Source organism: Propionispora vibrioides (assembly GCF_900110485.1).
Lineage (GTDB): Bacteria > Bacillota > Negativicutes > Propionisporales > Propionisporaceae > Propionispora > Propionispora vibrioides.
Genome location: NZ_FODY01000008.1, coordinates 139,931 through 157,186, shown reverse-complemented (window position 1 = coordinate 157,186; position 17,256 = coordinate 139,931). Strand labels below are relative to the sequence as shown.

Below are 17,256 nucleotides of genomic sequence, written 5' to 3'. Positions count from 1 at the left end.
GAAGTGTTTTACCGATACTCTGGCCTATGGAATCAATAACACAAGCTTCATGATGTCGTTTGCCGACATCGATACCAACAAAAAACATATCACATACCTCCAAGTGGTCGGTTCCCGCATACCTTTGCGATATACAACCTAGTTTGACATACGAAGATCGGGCGATGCCCTTCAACATCCAGCTCATTCGTAAACTCTCGCAAAGTCGGGGCTACACTCTTTATACCGAGAACAAAGTCTCAAGGAGGATTTCGTAGCACTCCGACTCACACGAGAATATTATCTCAAAACTTGGAGGATACGTGAACAGTTTATATTGGATTGTCTAATATCAATATACTAGGAGGATGGTATCTTGAGAAAAATAATTCTAATTGCGATGGCCGCTTTGCTAGTAGTTTCTTTCGCCGGTGCTGCTTTGGCTGTGCCGGTACAAGCCACGGCTGGTCCCGGCAATGGGTACTGCCCCTATTATGGTCAAAGCTACAGCAATCTGACCGATGATCAGAAGGCACAAATTACTGCTTGGCAGAATCAAAGGCTCGAACAGGAAAAACAAATGCTTTCCCGCCAAGTGGAGTGGGGGTGGCTTACCCAGGAGCAAGCCGATCAACGAATTGCCTGGATGGAGCAGCAGGTGGCCAATGGGAGCTATGGTTTTGGCATGATGGCAAGCGGACTGCATGGTCATCACGGTATGACGGGAGCACGTGGTTCCGGCTGCTGGTAAGTAATTAAAGAATTCTTAATACCGAAAAGAGCCTGCCGCGCAGCATTCGCCGGGCTCTTTTCCCGTATTCGGACTATGATATAATAAATAAAGGAAATTACCTTATGAGATGGGGTGGAACGGTGGAAGGTAAAATGGTGCTGATTGTGGACGATGAACAACCAATCCGGGAACTTTTATCAATCTATCTTACTCAGGATGGATTTGCCGCAACGGAAGCCGCCGACGGGGCTGAGGCATTGCTAAAAGTACAGGCAGTGAGACCGGATTTGATCATACTTGACATCATGATGCCTGTCCTGGACGGTATCGAAGTCTGCCGGCAAATTCGTAAGTATTCCAGCGTCCCCATCATTATGCTGACTTCCCGTACACAGGATGATGACCGTATCATGGGGCTTGAAATTGGTGCGGACGATTATGTGGCTAAGCCGTTCAATCCTAAAGAAGTGGTGGCGCGGGTTAAAGCAGTACTGCGACGTACAGCCGTTCCACCGCAATATGAAAGCTCTGATATTCTTCAGTTTCCCGAACTGGAAATTAATATGGCGGAACACACTATAACGGCTTTTGGACAGCCTGTGGCCTTAGCCAATAAAGAAAAGGAGGTCCTGTGGCAGCTTGCTTTACATGCCGGTAAAGTCTTGAGCCGCGAACAGCTCCTGGAGTTAGTATGGGATTACAGTTACTGTGGCGACACCCGGACAGTAGACACCCACGTTAAACGCTTGCGCAAAAAGCTGGGAGCCGGACCAGATTCGCCCTGGGATATAAAGACCGTCTGGGGAATTGGCTATAAATTTGAGGTGAGAAAGTGAAATTCTCGCTACAGTATAAACTAATGGCTGCATTTATGATCATAGTCATTCTGGTACTGGCCGGGGTTACGGTAGGCGGTTCCGTGCTTATCCGAGATTATTTTATCAATAGAAAACGGCATGAGCTTTCCGATAAAGCTTATGAAATGGCCCGGGTGGTCAATGCCTATTACGACGGCAACATGACTCATAGTCAATTACATAATTTTGTCGATAGTGTGGATCATTTTCTGGATGCCAGGGTTTGGGTGGTGGATAATGAACTTAACCTGATTACCGTGTCCGAGGAACGGGCGGATGAAGGACAGATCAGCAGGCGCGGTGCGGCAGCAAGCAAGCCCAGCCCTATGCATCATGCCATGTGGGACTGTGATCTTGCCGATCAGCATAGTGGCATGATGATGCAAAAGCATGGACAGCAGCCAACACGCGAGCAGACTGACAATCAGACTGATCCATATCAGAAGTCGAATGACCGGATTTTGGATTTGATGGATGGAACGGAGAGCAGCGGAAAAACGGATGATCATCATTCCGGGCGGCACACGATGATGAGAGGGCACTTTCGTACACCCGATAATCAGCAGATGCCGCTGCCTAATCCTGAAGTTAAGTCAACAGCGAATCTATCTGCTGCTGGCGAGGGTCAGAAATCTGCTGTTGTTCTGGATATTGGACAAGAGTCGCAGCCGGGCGGTGTGGACGGCGCAGCGATCAGTTTGGCCGATATCAAGGGCATGGACGAACTTAGCCGGGAAATCAAAGCTAATAGCGGTAAGCCTTGGTCCCGGACGTATTACCACCCGTATTACGAAGAAAATATGCTTATTGTTGCCGTACCTCTTGCAAAAGCAGATGGAACAATCAGCGGTACAGTCATGATTAATGCGCCTATTGGTGAAATAAATGATTTTTTGCAGCATGTGTACTACTATATTGGTCTTGCCGGTCTGGCTGCCATTTTATTTGCTGCTTTACTAGCGGCCTATATGGCTCGTGGAATCGTGCGGCCTTTGCGGGCCATGCGAGAAACGGCAGCAGCAATGGCCTGCGGTGATTATGAACGGCGAGTTGCGATAGCCGCCGGCGATGAGATAGGCGATCTTGGGCAGTCGCTGAACTCGTTGGCCAGTGACCTGGGCGAGTATATTGGACGGATGCAAAAAACCGATCAGATGCGGCGGGATTTCGTGGCCAATGTATCCCACGAGCTGAGAACCCCGCTTACCATCATACATGGCTATAACCAGGCACTGCAGGATGGTACCGTTACCGATCCGGAAAAGATCAACAAATATCATCATGTCATGGGGGACGAGATTCTGCGGCTGGAAAAGCTCATTGCCGAATTACTGGATTTAAGCCAGTTGCAGGCAGGGAGTGTTATGCCGGAAACAGAAAGCGTTCTTTTGGCCGAGGTGGTAGATAATGTAATGATGCTCCTTAAACAAAAAAGCGAACAACGAGGCGTCAGGCTGGCTGCCCATATTGATTTGGCCGTTCCTCCCATTCAGGGTGATGGTGATCGATTGACACAATTGGTGCTTATCCTGATGGATAACGCTTTGAAATTTACGCCGTCGGGCGGGCAAATTACCGTTCAACTGATGCAAGAAAGTGCCGAAGCGGTTTTGACCATTGCCGATACCGGCGCAGGCATTGCCCCCAATGACTTGCCCTATATCTGGGAGCGATTTTATAAGGCGGATAAATCTCGTGCCAGTCATGGTACCGGGCTGGGCTTGGCTATTGCCCGGCAGATCATTGAATTGCACGGAGCGACGGTAGCGGTGGCCAGCGTTTGTGGTGAAGGTACGGCCTTTACCATACGGTTTCCGATTGAATCAAAACCGGCTGAGCGGTGAAGGCTATGTGTTCATAGTTTGGCGGTAGCGGCTTTGAGCTAGTGGCCTACCCACTTTGAAAGTACAATAACTTTTCTATCCGAAAATGATAAAGACGGTCCTGTTAGTTTCCGTGCGGGAAAATAACAGGACCGTCTTTATCATTGATGGCAGATACTCAAAAGATGATGGAATATGCCGGTGGTGCGGCTGTACTGTGACCTGAATCACTGCAGGCAGCGGGTCCGAAGCATAGAATTAACAAGAAAGCGATATGTTATATGAATAAAGAAGAGGTGCGGTATGAAAATAGCAATTATCGTGCGGGAGGAAACGATGCGGCGTTGTACGGGCAGCGGGTGTATGAACGCTTTTTTCCAACGGCTTGACTCTTTTGCCCGCTATGCAGACTGTAACGATGTAGAGTTGGTCGCTTTTACCCATAACGGAGGCGATCTGGAAAAGAAGATCGCTACATTAAAGAAAAAAGCGGTGGACGTGGTTCATCTGTCCTCTTGCATACGGGGAAAAGACTCCAACTATGAAGCCTTAGCCCGGCGTTTGTCGGAAGATTTTGCGGTGGTCGGCTACACCCATGGCGGGGAGGTTGGCAGTACAGGCCCGGCGATTATTCTTGAGAAGGCCAGTGGCTGCCGGTAACTGACGGGGAATGATGCAGCCGGGCATTTCGTGACAACGGGAGCCCTAATGGTTCCGGGTGAAGCCTATTGATGGTTTGTCGGTTATGTCTCTTGTAACTGCTTTATTTCAGCTTTAACTATTTCTTTTAAATAATTCTGTGAGCCGCTTATGGTAGCAGGGAAACCAACCCATCAGCCAAGAATATAAAGGGAAAATATAACTATAAAGCTTTACGTGCACATAGCAAAACGAGACCAAGCGGTTAGTCCTTATGCTGGTTTAAGAAGTCCAGGAACTCTGTCAGATCTTCGCCTGTATTCTTCGCCACATCTTTAATCCGGGCGAATTTGCCCACCGTATTAAAAATGATCGGATTATTCAGATTGGCGAATTTGGGCGAGCGCTGGAGTAAATGCTCTTTCAGAATGGGATACTGATTCAGTACATCGGCAATTTTATCATCTTCGGTGATCATATATTTGCCACTCCCTTTCACAACATATAGCCTCAATTAGAATAAAGGAGGAAGGCAGGACAGCCTATCCTGCTTTTATTCTAATTGATCAAGAATAGTTTTTCCAGTTAAACCAAAAATAAAATAGAGACAAGGAGGTATAGTCTGATGAGTGAGTTGATTAACAATCGCGAGCATCGTAAGCAGGTTATCAAGGAGATCCTGCGGGACCTGCACCGGGGAAAATCGGTGGAGGAGGTTAAACCCCGCTTCGACGCCGTTGCCGGGGACCTGGCTCCGGCGGAGATTTCCCTGATTGAACAAAGTCTGATTGACGAAGGCATGGACGTTACTGAAATCCAGAATCTATGCGATGTACATGCCGCCGTGTTTAAAGAAACGCTCAGCGAAAAACCGGACGAAGCCGTGCCGCAAGGTCATCCGCTGGATATTTACCGGGATGAAAATCAGGCGTTGGAAAAATTGATCGATGAAGAAATCAATCCGCTGCTAGCGGAATTTAAGGCAGCGCCTGCCGAGCGCTCAGCCGCGCTGGCCATCCAGTTGGCGGAGAAGCTGAACTTGCTGTGGGACGTGGACAAGCACTACAGCCGCAAGGAAAATTTGATTTTCCCGTTCCTTGAAAAGTATGGCATAACCGCTCCACCCAAGGTCATGTGGGGTGTCGACGATGAGATCCGTGCCTTGCTAAAGGACGCCAAAGGGCTTGCATTAAACTACAGGTCCGCGAACCGGGAGCAATTTATTGAAAAACTGGAGAAAACGATAGAACAAGTACGGGAAATGATTTTTAAGGAGAGCAAAATCCTGTTCCCCATGCTGCTGGAAACGCTGAGCGAGAATGACTGGCTGGCCGTCCAGAATGACAGCGATCAAATCGGCTATTGCCTGATAGAGCCGCAGCTTCATTGGCAGCCTGCCGGGTCAAAGGAGGAGCCGTCCGCTGCGATGACTTCCCGCCAGGATGCGGACTATATCAAATTCGCCACCGGCGTATTAACGCCGAAGGAAATCGAGCATATTTTCAATCATCTGCCTGTGGACATTACGTTTGTCGATAAGGACGGCATTGTGAAATATTTTTCAACCGCCAAGGAAAGAATCTTTCACCGGACCAAAACGATTATCGGACGTAAGGTGGAAAACTGCCATCCCCCGGCCAGCGTACACATTGTCGAACAGATTGCCGCCGATTTAAAAAGCGGTAAGAAGGACCAGGAGAGCTTCTGGATCAGAATGGGCGATAAATTTGTTTATATCCAGTATTTCGCCGTCCGGGACGACCAAGGGGAGTTCTTGGGTATCCTCGAGGTCACGCAAAACATTCAGCCGTTGCAGCAGATTACCGGCGAAAAACGGATTATGGATTAGGGTCCGGGCGGCAGCTTGGGAGGAATTGAAAAAATCCAGTCAAAAGGCCGCCACTTCGAATCTGCCGGGGACCAACGGGAAGAGCTTATGATATTTCGTAAGCTCTTTTTTCATTCTTATTAGTTTCTCAGGGATCGGCAGCCCCAATTCATTTTACGAGAGGTCAGTTCTTTTCGTATACTGGAAAATAACTTGTACCAATTCTTCCACTGAGAAGGCTGGCTGTTCACCGACCAAGATTCTGAACGAATCAGTCGCCGCGTCAATGCCGATCAAAAGCAGGCCGGGCTGGCTGGTTTGCAGGATGCGTATTTCTGGTGAAGCGGGGCTTTCCGCAATGACTACATGGGGCTGTAGTATTTTGAGTTCGGGCAGGGCTTTTTTCAGGGTATTGTCCACAAGCCGGATACGCAGATTTTCATTTTGCCGCAGCCCGGCGGCTAAGCCGCAAAGATAGACGGAGTTGCCACAGAAAACGACTTCCACCGTTTTCAAGGTTTCACCTACTTTCAAATCAAAATAGGATGGCTCAACATTTCTCTTTACTAAAATAGCAGAAATCTGTCGCGAACACATTAGACGAAGGGATAAATTTGCCCACAAAAAAAGTATAGATTTTCTATACTTTTTGGGGAATTTTCCTATCCTGTATGTTACTTCTGCGCCAGGCAGCGTTATTTTTCTCTTCTGGCAGCCAGTCCTAGTTCGGCGGCAAAGGCGATGACCTGGCTGCGATTTTCCAGGTGCAGCCGGTTCATGATTTCTCCCATATGATATTTGACGGTAGCTTCGCTAAGGTAGACCATGCCGCCAATTTCCTTATAAGTTAATCCCTGAGCCACCAGCTTTAAGATTTCAATCTGCTGGGAGCTTAATAACGCGGTTTTGCCGGCGGCCATATTCGCCAGGTCCCGTTCCTGCTGCAGCCGGGCGAATTCGGCGAGCACTTTGCCTGCCAGACCGGGGGAAAGCGGGGATTCTCCCTGACTCAGACCGGCCAGCAGGGTCAGGAATTGTTCCTTGGGGAGGCCTTTTAGCAGATAGCCGGAAGCGCCGGCTTTAATCGCCTCGAATAAATGCTTGTCATCCTGCGAGACGGTGAGCATGACGATTTTGATTTCCGGGAATTCGGTTTTGATAAGCCGGGTGGCCTCGATTCCGTCACCGCCCGGCATTTGGACGTCCATCAAAATGACCTCGGGCCGCGTGGCTCTGACTTGGCGAACCGCGTCCCGGAGATTGGTGGCTGTGCCTGTCACTTCGATGTCATTGGCAGTCAGGAGGTCTTTTAGTCCATCCATAAACAGAGGGTGATCGTCCACTAACAATATTCTCATGACAATGCTTCCTTTCCGTCCGTCACCGGGATTTGCAGGGTAAGCTTTGTGCCGGCATTCGGCGTCGATTTGATGCAAAGCTGCGCGCCGATCTCAGCGGCTCGTTCCTGCATAATTTTTAGTCCAAAGCTGCCTTTCTTTGCCGCTGCCGCCGGCAGGTCAAAGCCATTGCCGTCATCGGCTACTTCGATATCCACCCAGTCGCCGCTTGCCATGATCGTGACATTAACCTGTCGTGCTTTAGCGTGCTTGCGGATATTGGTCAGTGCTTCCTGGATAATGCGTAAGAGCTGCACTTCGGTGGTCGGCGACAGCAGCCCGGGAATAAATGACTGGTCGACGGTGAGCGTTGCGGCAATTTCGTAGTTTTGCCTAAACCATTGCAGATATTCAGCCAGGGACTGCCAGATACCCTGTTCGCCACTAGCCGCAAGCTGCAGGCCGGTGATGGATTCCCGGATATCGACATGCATGTTTTGGATGTTGCCGGCTAATTTGTTCAGGAGTACTCCGGCCTGAGCGGAATCATTTTTTTCCAGCAGTGACCGGGCGGCTTCCAACTGCACATGAAAGTAACTCCATAGCTGTCCCTGACCGTCGTGCAGTTCCCGGCCCAGCCGTTCCCGTTCGGTGAGAATGGATAGGGCCTTTTCCGCTTCCAGCATTCGCTTCTCGTCTTGTTTTTGTCGGGTAATGTCTTTCAAGAGGATGGTTTTGCCGAGTGGGTTTCCCTGCGGTGTTTTAAGCGGCAGAGCCCGCAACTGATAAAAGCAGTGCTGTGCGTCGCCTTGGCGAGAGGCTTCCCGTGTTTCCGGCTCGTCGCCGTCCCCGATGCAGGCGAGTGCCGGCCAGGCGGTTGTTACGTTTTGAAAGGGTTCGCCTATGGCTGCCGGCAGACCGGCCAGGATTGCTTGCGCCGCCGGATTGAGATCGACGATGTAGCCTTTTTCATCGACAACCACCAGGCCGTCGATCATGTCGTGGGTGACGGTATCCTGCGCCAGTGGCAGAATGCTGTATACCCGCCAGCGGTAAAAGACCCAGGTTACGTAACAGGCCGACAGCAGCTGTCCGACGATTTGCGGCGATACCATCTGCAGGTTCACGGTATAGCTTAGAATGCTGCCGATAAAATTGAATAGCGGCGTCACCGCAAGCACGACGGCCTGCTGGCGGCGGAGTCCCTGGGTAGCGTATATCCAGCGGACCGATAGTCCCAGACAGATCAGATTCAGGGCGTAACAAAAAACCAAAGTCACCCAGGCTGCCGGACCGAAGGCGACAGTCAGCAGTTGACCGTTCAAGGTTATAGGTCCATAGTACCAGCCAAGCCAACGGTCAAAGCCGATGATCAGCACCAGGCCGGCGACGATTCCCCGGACGGTATACCGCATGATTGCTGCGGTTTTTCCCTGGGGCCGGCTGCTTTCCCAGATAAATTCAAACCAGAAGTAGATGAGCAAGAGCGGCATCCACTCGGTCAATCTGGCCCAGAATAGCTTCGTTGGCAGGTCGGAACTTATCCCGCAGAAAACTTTGGCTGCAATCCAGATGCCTTTGCAGAGCTGGCAATACACCAGCATCATGGCGCCCGGTGTCTTACGGAACTGGAGGAGGTAGACGGCCAAAGCCTCGAAAACGGCGGTAATGCCTAAATAGAGTATGAGGTTATCAACAGGCATAAAGGTAATGACAGACGACATAAGCGAGCTTCTTTCCTGAAAATTTGCAGAACCATGTACAGGGCGGTTTTAAACGATATTTTTTTGTTGTCTAACCCTCTGGCGAGTTGCCCATGGTAACGTCGAAGCCACACGGGGCTTGGGAAATCCGTTCTTTACAGTTCTGAGATTTATAAGAAGGTTACAGCCGGAGGAATGAATTGGGTATTTCTTTTCGACAAAAGTACGAATAATCCTTTAAAGTGGCAAAGCCAAGCGTCATCTAGGCTGGGCAGCGGGAAAATAAAAAGGCACCTCTTAGTGAGAGGTGACAACGGTATGACGTAAACGGGAAAGGTAAACATATATTTCTATTTGGAGGAATATCTTATAGTAGTGATGACAGGCTGCTCGGGGGACGATCAACCCCTTCCTTTTCAGGAAAGGGGGGTGGTAAGATGACGATCTATGAAGCCTTGACATTTGCGGTTGCATTTGCCACGCTCATGGTATTGGTCACGACCAAAGGGAAATAGCCGCTCCTGTTCAAGAATGCGGCTATTTCGGCTAAAAACGTAGGGTTAACCGTTTTCCGGCTAGACAGCCTGTGGGCTGACGTGGTAGCGCACGTCAGTCCTTTTCTTATAATATACCCATAGCTTGTAAATTATGCAACCGCCGGAAAAAAATCCGGGCTATCTGTGGGATTCAATTAACCAGAGGTGCCTCAGGTTCTTCCGTCAAGTCAATTAGCAGGCGATCATTTCAGTTTGGCATATTCCGCGGTGGATACAGGCTCTAGCCATTCGGCAGGGCCGGCCTGGCAATTTGTTTCGATGGAGAGGCGGGCGAACCAACTGTCTTTTGCCGCACCATGCCAATGCTTTACGTTTGCCGGGATACGTATGACGTCGCCTGGCCGAAGCTCCTGGACTGCCCGGGAAATCTTTGCTAAATATCTCAGGCGGTTTTTCACCCCTGGGAAAATCACGCTGTTTGATAAACCAGTATGGTCCCTGTTGTACACTCCTTTTTATAGCTGTTTACCCATTTCGTAAGCCTGCCGCAGGGCTGGATGACCTTTAATCTCGCCTGTCTGCCAGACACCGGTGGCGTAGATAATGCCTTTTTCCCGGGGATTAGTCAGGCATTCGTTTGTAAAGCCCCGGAAGCCTTCTATCGTACGTTCCAGCCCAGACTGCTCCGTATCGGCGGCTGTCACGATGAAGTAAAAATCTTTGTTGGCGATTTCGGCATATCTGGGTACGGTACGGTCGATCAGTGTTTTCATCTGCCCGTCCATGGTGTAAAAATACACAGGCGTTGCCATAACGATGACGTCGGCTTTAACCAGTTTATCAAGTACTTCCGCCATGTCGTCTTTTTGCACGCACCGATGAGTTGTGTTGCAGGCGCCACAGCCGGTGCAATAATTGATGTCCCGGTCGCGCAGGAATATCTTTTCCGCTTCGTGGCCCGCAGCAAGCGCTCCGGCGATGAATTCATCGCACAGCGTATCGGAGTTGCCGCCTTTTCGGGGACTGGCGGATATAATCAATGCTTTTTTACTCATTTATTTTTCTCCTCTTCATTTTCTGGCAGCAGTTTGTTGGGCTGCGACGGAAATCGCGTGGTTTTTGCTAGCCGGGCGATACTTTGTTCATTGTACAGATAAGCGTCGCCCCGGCTATAACGGTGGACTTGGCTGGGAGGACCCGGCATTTGAGCAGACTTTTACCATTCATGCTATTTACCCCTTTCGATAAGCTATTTGAAGGAAGTGAGCCTTCTTAAGAGAAGCATAGCACCTGGACTTAACTCTAAGTCAAGAAGGATGCGGATTGACAGGATAATGTTTTTTTAGGTGTCTGGTCAAGTACTAAGCTTCCGATCCTGCTATTTGAGGCAGTGTCGCTCAGCATCAACTTCACCTTGATCCACGTGTTAGAGTGCCACTGTACCTCCTTACGGCTTTTTATATCGAACGGTCGGTTTCGCCGGAAATGGTAACCGGTATTGTTGCTAAGGCAGAGTAAGATAAGCGGTACTTGCCACGCAGTGACAGTCATTAGACCGTGATTAAAGGAGTATGGGCGGGTAGTCTTCCCCCGATTCTTCGGCGGCACGCTTGTAAGAAAATAAAGAAGATAGACAGTGAAAAAAGGCATTTCCCTGAGGGAGATGCCTTTTTGTATGGACATTTATGTATGTTGGCAATTATGGCCGGCCGTAGTGGCGTGATCATGGTTGCAGGTTGTGGGCTTGGTGACCAGATCGCCCTGAAGATACCGGATGATTAAATTCTCAGGTGTGTCGGACGGTGCGCCGCAAACGGTCTCGATGCCCAGTTTGCCTAATTTTAGTTTGGCGCCTTCTCCCAGACCGCCGGTAATGACGGTGCGGCAGCCCTGTTCGGCAAGCCAGTCGGGAATGACACCCGGGGCGTGGGGCGGCGGGGTCAGGCTTTCATGCTGTACGACTTGCTGTTCCCGGACGCTGAATATGGAGAAGGTCTTGCAGTGGCCGAAGTGATCGCTAAGCGTTCCGTTGGTGACGGGGACGGCGATTTTAAATACTTCCCCGTTTATCGCCGGGTGTTTATTGAGTTGATACAGCAGTTGCGCCACAATATGCTGCAGATCTGTTTGCGTATGGCTTTGGCTGCTGCTGATTGCCTCGCCGGTGTCGCCGGCGGCGACAATGGCCGGATCAAGCGGCAGGCGTCCTAAGAAGGGAAGTCCGGCAGCGGCGGCTGTTTTCTCGCCACCACCGCTTTTGAAGATATCATGGCGGCTGCCGCAGGACGGGCAGACGAAGCCGCTCATATTTTCGATGATGCCGGCAATAGGCAGCTCTACTTTCCGGCAAAACTGAATGGACTTGCGGACGTCGGCCAGGGCGATTTCCTGCGGTGTGGTGACGATGACGGCCTGGCAGCCGGCGACGGTTTGCGCTATGGTCAAAGGCTCATCGCCTGTCCCCGGCGGGCTGTCAATGATGAGAAAATCCAACGGTCCCCAGTTTACATCGCCCAGAAACTGACGGATCATACCGATTTTAAAAGGGCCGCGGCAGATTACGGGATCGTCGCGGTGCTCAAGTATGCCCTGGACGGTCACGACTTTCAGGGTCGGGCTGTATTCGATGGGCAGGAGCTGCTCGCCGTCGGTCAGCAACGGCTGTTCGGTCAGGCCGAGCAGGCCGGCAATGCTGGGACCGTGGACGTCGATATCCAGCAGACCCACTTGGTAGCCCTGGTTGCTGAGGGCGACAGCCAGATTGGCAGCGACGGTACTTTTGCCGACACCGCCTTTACCGCTCATAACGACGAGCTTTTTGTCAACCTGGTCTAAAAAAAGATTAATTCGCTGGGTTTGTTCATCAAACTCCTGGTTTGTGTGAGAATTACATGTCATAGATTGGTCATCTCCTTTTTTAGTAGTAGCAGAAGAAATAGAGTATGGAAAGCAGTGCCCTGACGTACCTATTGGGCAGATTGTGACTTAGGCACCGGACTGAGCGCGTTGCTTATAGGCTTCCAAAGCTTGCGCAAATTGGTCCATACAGGAGGTGCCATTGCGGCAGAGGTTGCCCTTGAAGGTTTGAATGACTGTATCCACAGGCATTCCCTGTACCAGCAGGCTAAGGGCTTTTAAATTACCCGGACAGCCGCCGCTAAATTCAACATGTTTAACCTGGTCGTTTTCTACGGAAAATTGAATTTTTTTCGGACAAATGCCTGTAGGAATGTAGGTATTCATGGAACAAGTCTCCTTATCTAATTATTTTGCTTATCGAGGGATCACTGACTGGTTTGCACTGCGCGTCCAGGCGGATCTTTTTCTGCCTGTCGTTGGCAGCCTTGAGATAGCCCGACTGTTCCTGTGGTCTTACTTCCTTGGCGGACGAAAAGATTTCTCGCCAGGCCGACAAGCCCAAAGAAGCAATGATTTTCTAGAACGGTACGTCAGCTAAACCGGTTTGCCGATGGCTCGGGCAAGGGGGATTTTGGTTTTGTTATGAAATATATTTCATAACAAAACCAAAAAAATAGCTAACTAATAATAAAGTTGCAGTGGAGTTACTGTGGAATAGGTGCACTGCAGTCAGTTGTTGTCCGGCGTAACGGCAGCAATTGCCGGGAGTTTGGGCGCGGTGCCGGTTATCGTGGTGATGGGGCGGCAGTGCGTCACTCTGGGCTATTCGTCTTCCCGTTTTACCGTGTCTGCCTGGCAGGCCGGACAGACTAGTTCCTGACAGCGCTGGCCGGTGCCGTGGGGCAGCGACCACCGGTGCCCGCAGGTCTGGCACAAAAAATCACGGGGCGTTTTTTGGCAGGTATGGGCGATCTTAAAGCTGCCGCCATCTACCCGGAGAGCACAACCCTGCCATAAGGCTGCGGCGATTTTCTGATGTGCCCGGTTAACGATGCGGTGAAAGGTGGGGCGTGATATAGCCATGCGTTCGGCGGCAGATTTCTGATCCAGCAGTTCAATATCAGCAAGGCGGACCGCTTCCATTTCTTCGATGGTCAGGATGACTTCCTCCAAGCTGCGTAAGGGTTTGCCGACCGGTTTGTAATGCGTGACCGGCGGAAGTTGTTCAATTTGCCGTTCTTTGTGCGGTCGTACCATAATGTCCCTCTTTTGAAATATATTTCATAATTAGTTATAGCGCAGTTAAAGATGCTTGTCAAGTAAATGTAAAATAGAAGCAAGATTATTCGGCGGTTTTGCATCCTTGCCGACGAAAAAATCTCTCGTCAGGCCGCCGGGTTCATTAAATCAGCGGTTCTTAGCATAAAATCACTTGTCATGAACCTTTCCGTTAATTTTGAAAACACGCCTTAGAAAATTGACTTTTTTTTAAGAGAGTGATAGCATTAAACGTAATATATGGATATTTTAATTAAAGGGGGGATGACCATGGAAGTGGACGTTTCGGTATATGCGGAACAGGCTGAATTGCTAAAGGCCTTGGCCCATCCGTTACGGCTGTGTATTGTGCGCGGTCTGATCGAGAAGAACGGCTGCAATGTTACACATATGCAGGATTGCCTGAGCGCGCCGCAGTCGACCATATCTCAGCATTTGCAAAAGCTGCGTATGGCCGGGATTGTACAGGGAACGCGCAATGGCACGGAAATCAGGTATAGCGTTTGTGACCAACGGGTTGTTGAATTGATTCGGATATTGTTTTCTCAATAGAGAGACAGCCATACAGGAGTGGAGAGCAGGTTGAGGAACCGGCCCCGGTGAATATGGCCGGTTTTGCCGCGGCAAATATATTGAACGGACTGGTTCAAGTATTCACCTATGCCAGCCTGGGGACATATGACCGGAATGAATATATCCTGATGGACGTCTGCACAGAAGGCGAGTTTGCCCATGGTGCTTTGCCGGGAGCGGTGAACATTCTGACCGACAGTATTCGCGCCCGTATGCTGGGATGCGGTGTTGGTATACGCAGTTATATTGTAGCGCGAATTCTACAACAGCATGGCTGCCGGGCAAAGGGCATGACCGGCGGCTATACATCGGCGCTGCGGTTAACATGAGCAGTATCCTGCCAGTCTTGAAACAGTTGGAGAGGGCAAGGCTATTTTCCGTAGTATTTATTGTCATACACTTCATGCCCTGACCGGACAGCCGGGACATGGAGTGTATGTTTTTTTATGCAGGGTCAGCAGATGTTCTGTTTCAAGGAATTTTACAGGTACCTTTAACAGCTGGAAAGTATAAAATATAGCAGGTATAAACTATTTAGGACTTTACTTTATTTGAAATATCGTATAAACTAAATATAATAATATATGGTTTAATGGATATAGAGAGAAATATAGAGGAGGTTTTAAAATGGGGAAAAAAGTGGTTATTGTCGGCGGTGTGGCCGGCGGGGCATCGGCCGCCGCCCGCCTGCGCCGGCTGGATGAGCAAGCCGAGATTATCCTGCTGGAAAGAGATGAACATATTTCGTTTGCCAATTGCGGTTTACCTTACTATATCGGCGAAACCATCCGGGAGAGGGATAAACTGCTGGTGCAGACTCCGGAAGCTATGCGGGCGCGGTTTGCCATCGACGTCCGAGTGAACAGCGAGGTGACGGCTATTGAGCCGGAGAAAAAAATGATCCGCATTAATAGCCGGGACCGGGGCTGTTATGAAGAGAGCTATGATGTCTTGCTGTTGTCGCCGGGGGCTCAACCGGTGCGGCCACCGATTCCGGGCATCGACAGTCCGCGTATTTTCACTCTGCGCAATATACCGGATACCGACCGCATCAAGGCGATGGTAGACCGGGAGAACACACAGCGGGTGGCGGTCATCGGCGGTGGCTTTATCGGTGTGGAAATGGCGGAGAACCTGCGTGAGCGCGGTCTTGCCGTAACGCTGGTGGAGGCGGCGCCCCATATTCTGCCGCCCTTTGACAGTGATATGGCTTTATTGATCGAACGAGAACTTCAGGACCACGGCGTAACCGTTCATGTGGGAGATGGTGTGGCGCATTTTGCGGAACAGGCTGAGGGGATGCTGGTTACGCTGCAGAGCGGCAGGCAGATTGTTGCCGATATGGTGGTATTGGCCATCGGTGTGGCTCCGGCCACCGGGTTTTTAAAGGACAGCGGCATTGCACTGGGCAAACGGGGGCATATTTTGGTCGATGAGCATATGGCAACCAACCAGACGGATATTTATGCTGTTGGCGATGCCGTGGAGGTTGTGGATTTGGTGACAGGTCAGCCAGCCGCTGTGCCGCTGGCCGGTCCGGCCAACAAGCAGGGGCGTATTGCCGCTGATAATATCGCCGGCATCCCCAGCGCCTATAAAGGGACGCAAGGCACGGCCATCTTAAAGGTGTTTGACCTGACGGCGGCCGCCACCGGCAATAATGAGCGAAGCTTAGCACGTCTGCAGGTGCCGTATCAGGCCATTTATGTGCACCCCAATTCTCATGCTTCCTACTATCCGGATGCACTGCAACTGACTATCAAGCTGCTGTTTGGCAACGATGGTAAAATCCTTGGCGCCCAGGCGGTAGGACCGGAGTCGATTGATAAGCATATTGATGTGCTGGCCACCGCTATCCGCCTGAACGGCACGGTCCAGGACCTGACAGAGCTGGAGCTGTCCTACGCCCCGCCTTACTCGTCGGCGAAAGATCCTGTCAATATGGCCGGCTTTGTTGCCGAAAATATTCTGGCCAAACGGCTGGAGGTATTCACCTATGAAGAACTGGCCGGCTTTGATCCGCAGACCACCGTGCTGGTGGATGTCCGTTCTCCTCTTGAATTTGCCACCAACGCGCTGCCGGGAGCGGTCAACCTTCCGACCGACAGTCTGCGCAGCCGTCTCGCTGAGCTGGATAAGAACAAGCTGATCCTGACCTATTGCAAGGTCGGGCTGCAAAGCTACATTGCCGCCCGCATTCTCAGCCAGAACGGCTTCCGGGTCAAAAGCTTGACTGGCGGTTACAAAGCGGCAGCCCCGCGTCTGGTTAAGTGGCAGCCGCCGGCTGAACAGGTGCAGCCGGCTGTCGAACCGGCTATGGCAGCAGTGCCGCTAAGTGAACCGGAACAGGTGCTGGATGCCTGTGGCCTTTCCTGCCCCGGTCCGTTGCTGCAGGTGAAAGCGGCCATGGATAAGCTGGCAGCGGGAGGCGTACTGCGGGTTACGGCTTCGGATCCCGGCTTCCTGGAGGACATTAAGGCCTGGTGCCTGCGGACCGGACACACGTTGCTGTCGTTGCAAAAGGAAAAGAACCGGATTGTGGCCCGCCTTCAAAAGCAGGCGGTGGTGCCTGGCGCCGCTCCGGCCTGCACTGCGCCGGCGAAGGATAATAAAACCATCGTCGTTTTCAGCGGCGATCTGGATAAGGCTATGGCCGCCTTTATCATCGCCAACGGCGCGGCCGCCATGGGGAAAAAAGTAACCCTTTTCTTTACCTTCTGGGGGTTGAACATTTTGCGCAAGCCGGAAACGGTGCCTGTGGCCAAGGGTTTTCTGGACCGCATGTTCGGCTGGATGATGCCCCGGGGCAGCGAAAAACTGACCTTGTCCAACATGAATATGCTGGGGCTGGGTACGGCGATGATGCGAAGGGTTATGAACAATAAGCAAGTAGCTTCGCTGGAGGAATTGATGAAGAGTGCCATGACCGCCGGGGTGGAGATCGTGGCCTGTCAGATGTCGATGGATGTCATGGGCTTTAAGCCGGAAGAACTGCTGGACGGCGTGAAAATCGGCGGTGTGGGCTATTATCTCAGTGAGGCGGAAGACGCCAATGTCAATTTGTTTATTTAAGGGTTGTCTACAATGACCGGATGACCTGTTTAACTGTGGCCGGATTGATTAGGCAGGTATTGCCGCTTTTCAGAGGAC

The 17,256-nt window shown here is 50.9% G+C and carries 17 protein-coding genes; 8 read left to right on the top strand and 9 right to left on the bottom strand.

Annotated elements, in window-relative coordinates:
- Window positions 1–187, bottom strand: a 187-nt coding sequence (locus BMW43_RS21350; protein WP_218140639.1) for an IS110 family transposase, incomplete at its 3' end; no start/stop codon positions are given.
- A gap of 168 nt (window positions 188–355) precedes the next feature.
- Between BMW43_RS21350 and BMW43_RS08970 the strand changes: the two genes are divergently transcribed.
- From BMW43_RS08970 to BMW43_RS08955, 4 genes are all read left to right on the top strand, one after another.
- Window positions 356–730 (top strand): DUF2680 domain-containing protein, encoded by a 375-nt coding sequence (locus tag BMW43_RS08970; RefSeq protein ID WP_091745986.1) that lies wholly within the window; start codon window positions 356–358, stop codon window positions 728–730.
- 104 nt (window positions 731–834) lie between these two features.
- The gene (locus BMW43_RS08965; RefSeq protein WP_091745983.1) at window positions 835–1,548 is read left to right on the top strand and encodes a response regulator; all 714 of its coding nucleotides are present in this window, start codon (window positions 835–837) and stop codon (window positions 1,546–1,548) included.
- The gene (locus tag BMW43_RS08960) at window positions 1,545–3,413 is read left to right on the top strand and encodes a sensor histidine kinase (RefSeq protein WP_091745980.1); all 1,869 of its coding nucleotides are present in this window, start codon (window positions 1,545–1,547) and stop codon (window positions 3,411–3,413) included. The genes BMW43_RS08965 and BMW43_RS08960 overlap by 4 nt, the downstream gene beginning before the upstream one ends.
- 282 nt (window positions 3,414–3,695) lie before the next feature.
- Complete coding sequence (locus BMW43_RS08955; protein ID WP_091745977.1) at window positions 3,696–4,052, top strand: CGGC domain-containing protein; 357 nt, start codon at window positions 3,696–3,698, stop codon at window positions 4,050–4,052.
- 244 nt (window positions 4,053–4,296) lie between these two features.
- Here the strand turns inward: BMW43_RS08955 and BMW43_RS08950 are convergent, their stop codons facing one another.
- Window positions 4,297–4,509, bottom strand: a complete 213-nt coding sequence (locus BMW43_RS08950; protein ID WP_091745974.1) for a DUF1858 domain-containing protein — start codon at window positions 4,507–4,509, stop codon at window positions 4,297–4,299.
- 147 nt (window positions 4,510–4,656) lie between these two features.
- On the opposite strand from BMW43_RS08950, the gene BMW43_RS08945 reads away from it, so the two are divergent.
- A complete protein-coding gene (locus BMW43_RS08945) occupies window positions 4,657–5,880 on the top strand; it encodes a DUF438 domain-containing protein (RefSeq protein WP_091745971.1) in 1,224 nt (407 codons plus the stop codon).
- Window positions 5,881–6,033: 153 nt separating this feature from the next.
- On the opposite strand, the gene BMW43_RS08940 is transcribed toward BMW43_RS08945, so the two are convergent.
- From BMW43_RS08940 to BMW43_RS08900, 7 genes are all read right to left on the bottom strand, one after another.
- Window positions 6,034–6,375 carry a hypothetical protein gene (locus BMW43_RS08940; RefSeq protein WP_143050595.1) on the bottom strand — a complete coding sequence of 114 codons (342 nt, stop codon included), beginning with the start codon at window positions 6,373–6,375 and terminating at the stop codon, window positions 6,034–6,036.
- 179 nt (window positions 6,376–6,554) lie between these two features.
- Window positions 6,555–7,217 (bottom strand): response regulator transcription factor, encoded by a 663-nt coding sequence (locus tag BMW43_RS08935; protein ID WP_091745965.1) that lies wholly within the window; start codon window positions 7,215–7,217, stop codon window positions 6,555–6,557.
- The gene (locus BMW43_RS08930) at window positions 7,214–8,920 is read right to left on the bottom strand and encodes a histidine kinase N-terminal 7TM domain-containing protein (RefSeq protein WP_091745962.1); all 1,707 of its coding nucleotides are present in this window, start codon (window positions 8,918–8,920) and stop codon (window positions 7,214–7,216) included. The genes BMW43_RS08935 and BMW43_RS08930 overlap by 4 nt, the downstream gene beginning before the upstream one ends.
- A gap of 991 nt (window positions 8,921–9,911) precedes the next feature.
- Window positions 9,912–10,451, bottom strand: a complete 540-nt coding sequence (locus BMW43_RS08920; protein WP_091745959.1) for a flavodoxin family protein — start codon at window positions 10,449–10,451, stop codon at window positions 9,912–9,914.
- A 628-nt stretch (window positions 10,452–11,079) separates the two neighbouring features.
- The gene (locus BMW43_RS08915; RefSeq protein WP_091745956.1) at window positions 11,080–12,294 is read right to left on the bottom strand and encodes an iron-sulfur cluster carrier protein MrpORP; all 1,215 of its coding nucleotides are present in this window, start codon (window positions 12,292–12,294) and stop codon (window positions 11,080–11,082) included.
- An 87-nt stretch (window positions 12,295–12,381) separates the two neighbouring features.
- On the bottom strand, window positions 12,382–12,639 hold the full coding sequence (locus BMW43_RS08910; RefSeq protein WP_091745953.1) for a TIGR03905 family TSCPD domain-containing protein: 258 nt from the start codon (window positions 12,637–12,639) through the stop codon (window positions 12,382–12,384).
- 438 nt (window positions 12,640–13,077) lie between these two features.
- Window positions 13,078–13,512, bottom strand: a complete 435-nt coding sequence (locus tag BMW43_RS08900) for a DUF134 domain-containing protein (protein ID WP_091745948.1) — start codon at window positions 13,510–13,512, stop codon at window positions 13,078–13,080.
- Between the two features lie 291 nt (window positions 13,513–13,803).
- Here BMW43_RS08900 and BMW43_RS08895 point away from each other — a divergent pair, with 291 nt between their 5' ends.
- The 3 genes from BMW43_RS08895 to BMW43_RS08885 all read left to right on the top strand — a co-directional run bounded on the left by BMW43_RS08895 (window position 13,804) and on the right by BMW43_RS08885 (window position 17,178).
- Window positions 13,804–14,085: an ArsR/SmtB family transcription factor gene (locus BMW43_RS08895; protein ID WP_177173519.1), complete on the top strand. Its 282-nt coding sequence runs from the start codon at window positions 13,804–13,806 to the stop codon at window positions 14,083–14,085.
- 47 nt (window positions 14,086–14,132) lie between these two features.
- Entirely contained in the window at window positions 14,133–14,435 is a 303-nt protein-coding gene (locus BMW43_RS08890; protein ID WP_143050593.1) for a rhodanese-like domain-containing protein, read from the top strand.
- 298 nt (window positions 14,436–14,733) lie between these two features.
- Complete coding sequence (locus BMW43_RS08885) at window positions 14,734–17,178, top strand: DsrE/DsrF/DrsH-like family protein (RefSeq protein WP_091745944.1); 2,445 nt, start codon at window positions 14,734–14,736, stop codon at window positions 17,176–17,178.
- Window positions 17,179–17,256 lie beyond the last annotated feature (78 nt).

What these genes read in the sequence shown, in the direction of transcription:
- BMW43_RS08965 (WP_091745983.1), top strand. Translation starts at nt 835, where the DNA reads ATGAGATGGGGTGGAACGGTGGAAGGTAAAATGGTGCTGATTGTGGAC.
- BMW43_RS08955 (WP_091745977.1), top strand. Translation starts at nt 3,696, where the DNA reads ATGAAAATAGCAATTATCGTGCGGGAGGAAACGATGCGGCGTTGTACG.
- BMW43_RS08950 (WP_091745974.1), bottom strand. Translation starts at nt 4,509, where the DNA reads ATGATCACCGAAGATGATAAAATTGCCGATGTACTGAATCAGTATCCC.
- BMW43_RS08945 (WP_091745971.1), top strand. Translation starts at nt 4,657, where the DNA reads ATGAGTGAGTTGATTAACAATCGCGAGCATCGTAAGCAGGTTATCAAG.
- BMW43_RS08935 (WP_091745965.1), bottom strand. Translation starts at nt 7,217, where the DNA reads ATGAGAATATTGTTAGTGGACGATCACCCTCTGTTTATGGATGGACTA.
- BMW43_RS08930 (WP_091745962.1), bottom strand. Translation starts at nt 8,920, where the DNA reads ATGTCGTCTGTCATTACCTTTATGCCTGTTGATAACCTCATACTCTAT.
- BMW43_RS08920 (WP_091745959.1), bottom strand. Translation starts at nt 10,451, where the DNA reads ATGAGTAAAAAAGCATTGATTATATCCGCCAGTCCCCGAAAAGGCGGC.
- BMW43_RS08915 (WP_091745956.1), bottom strand. Translation starts at nt 12,294, where the DNA reads ATGACATGTAATTCTCACACAAACCAGGAGTTTGATGAACAAACCCAG.
- BMW43_RS08910 (WP_091745953.1), bottom strand. Translation starts at nt 12,639, where the DNA reads ATGAATACCTACATTCCTACAGGCATTTGTCCGAAAAAAATTCAATTT.
- BMW43_RS08900 (WP_091745948.1), bottom strand. Translation starts at nt 13,512, where the DNA reads ATGGTACGACCGCACAAAGAACGGCAAATTGAACAACTTCCGCCGGTC.
- BMW43_RS08895 (WP_177173519.1), top strand. Translation starts at nt 13,804, where the DNA reads ATGGAAGTGGACGTTTCGGTATATGCGGAACAGGCTGAATTGCTAAAG.
- BMW43_RS08885 (WP_091745944.1), top strand. Translation starts at nt 14,734, where the DNA reads ATGGGGAAAAAAGTGGTTATTGTCGGCGGTGTGGCCGGCGGGGCATCG.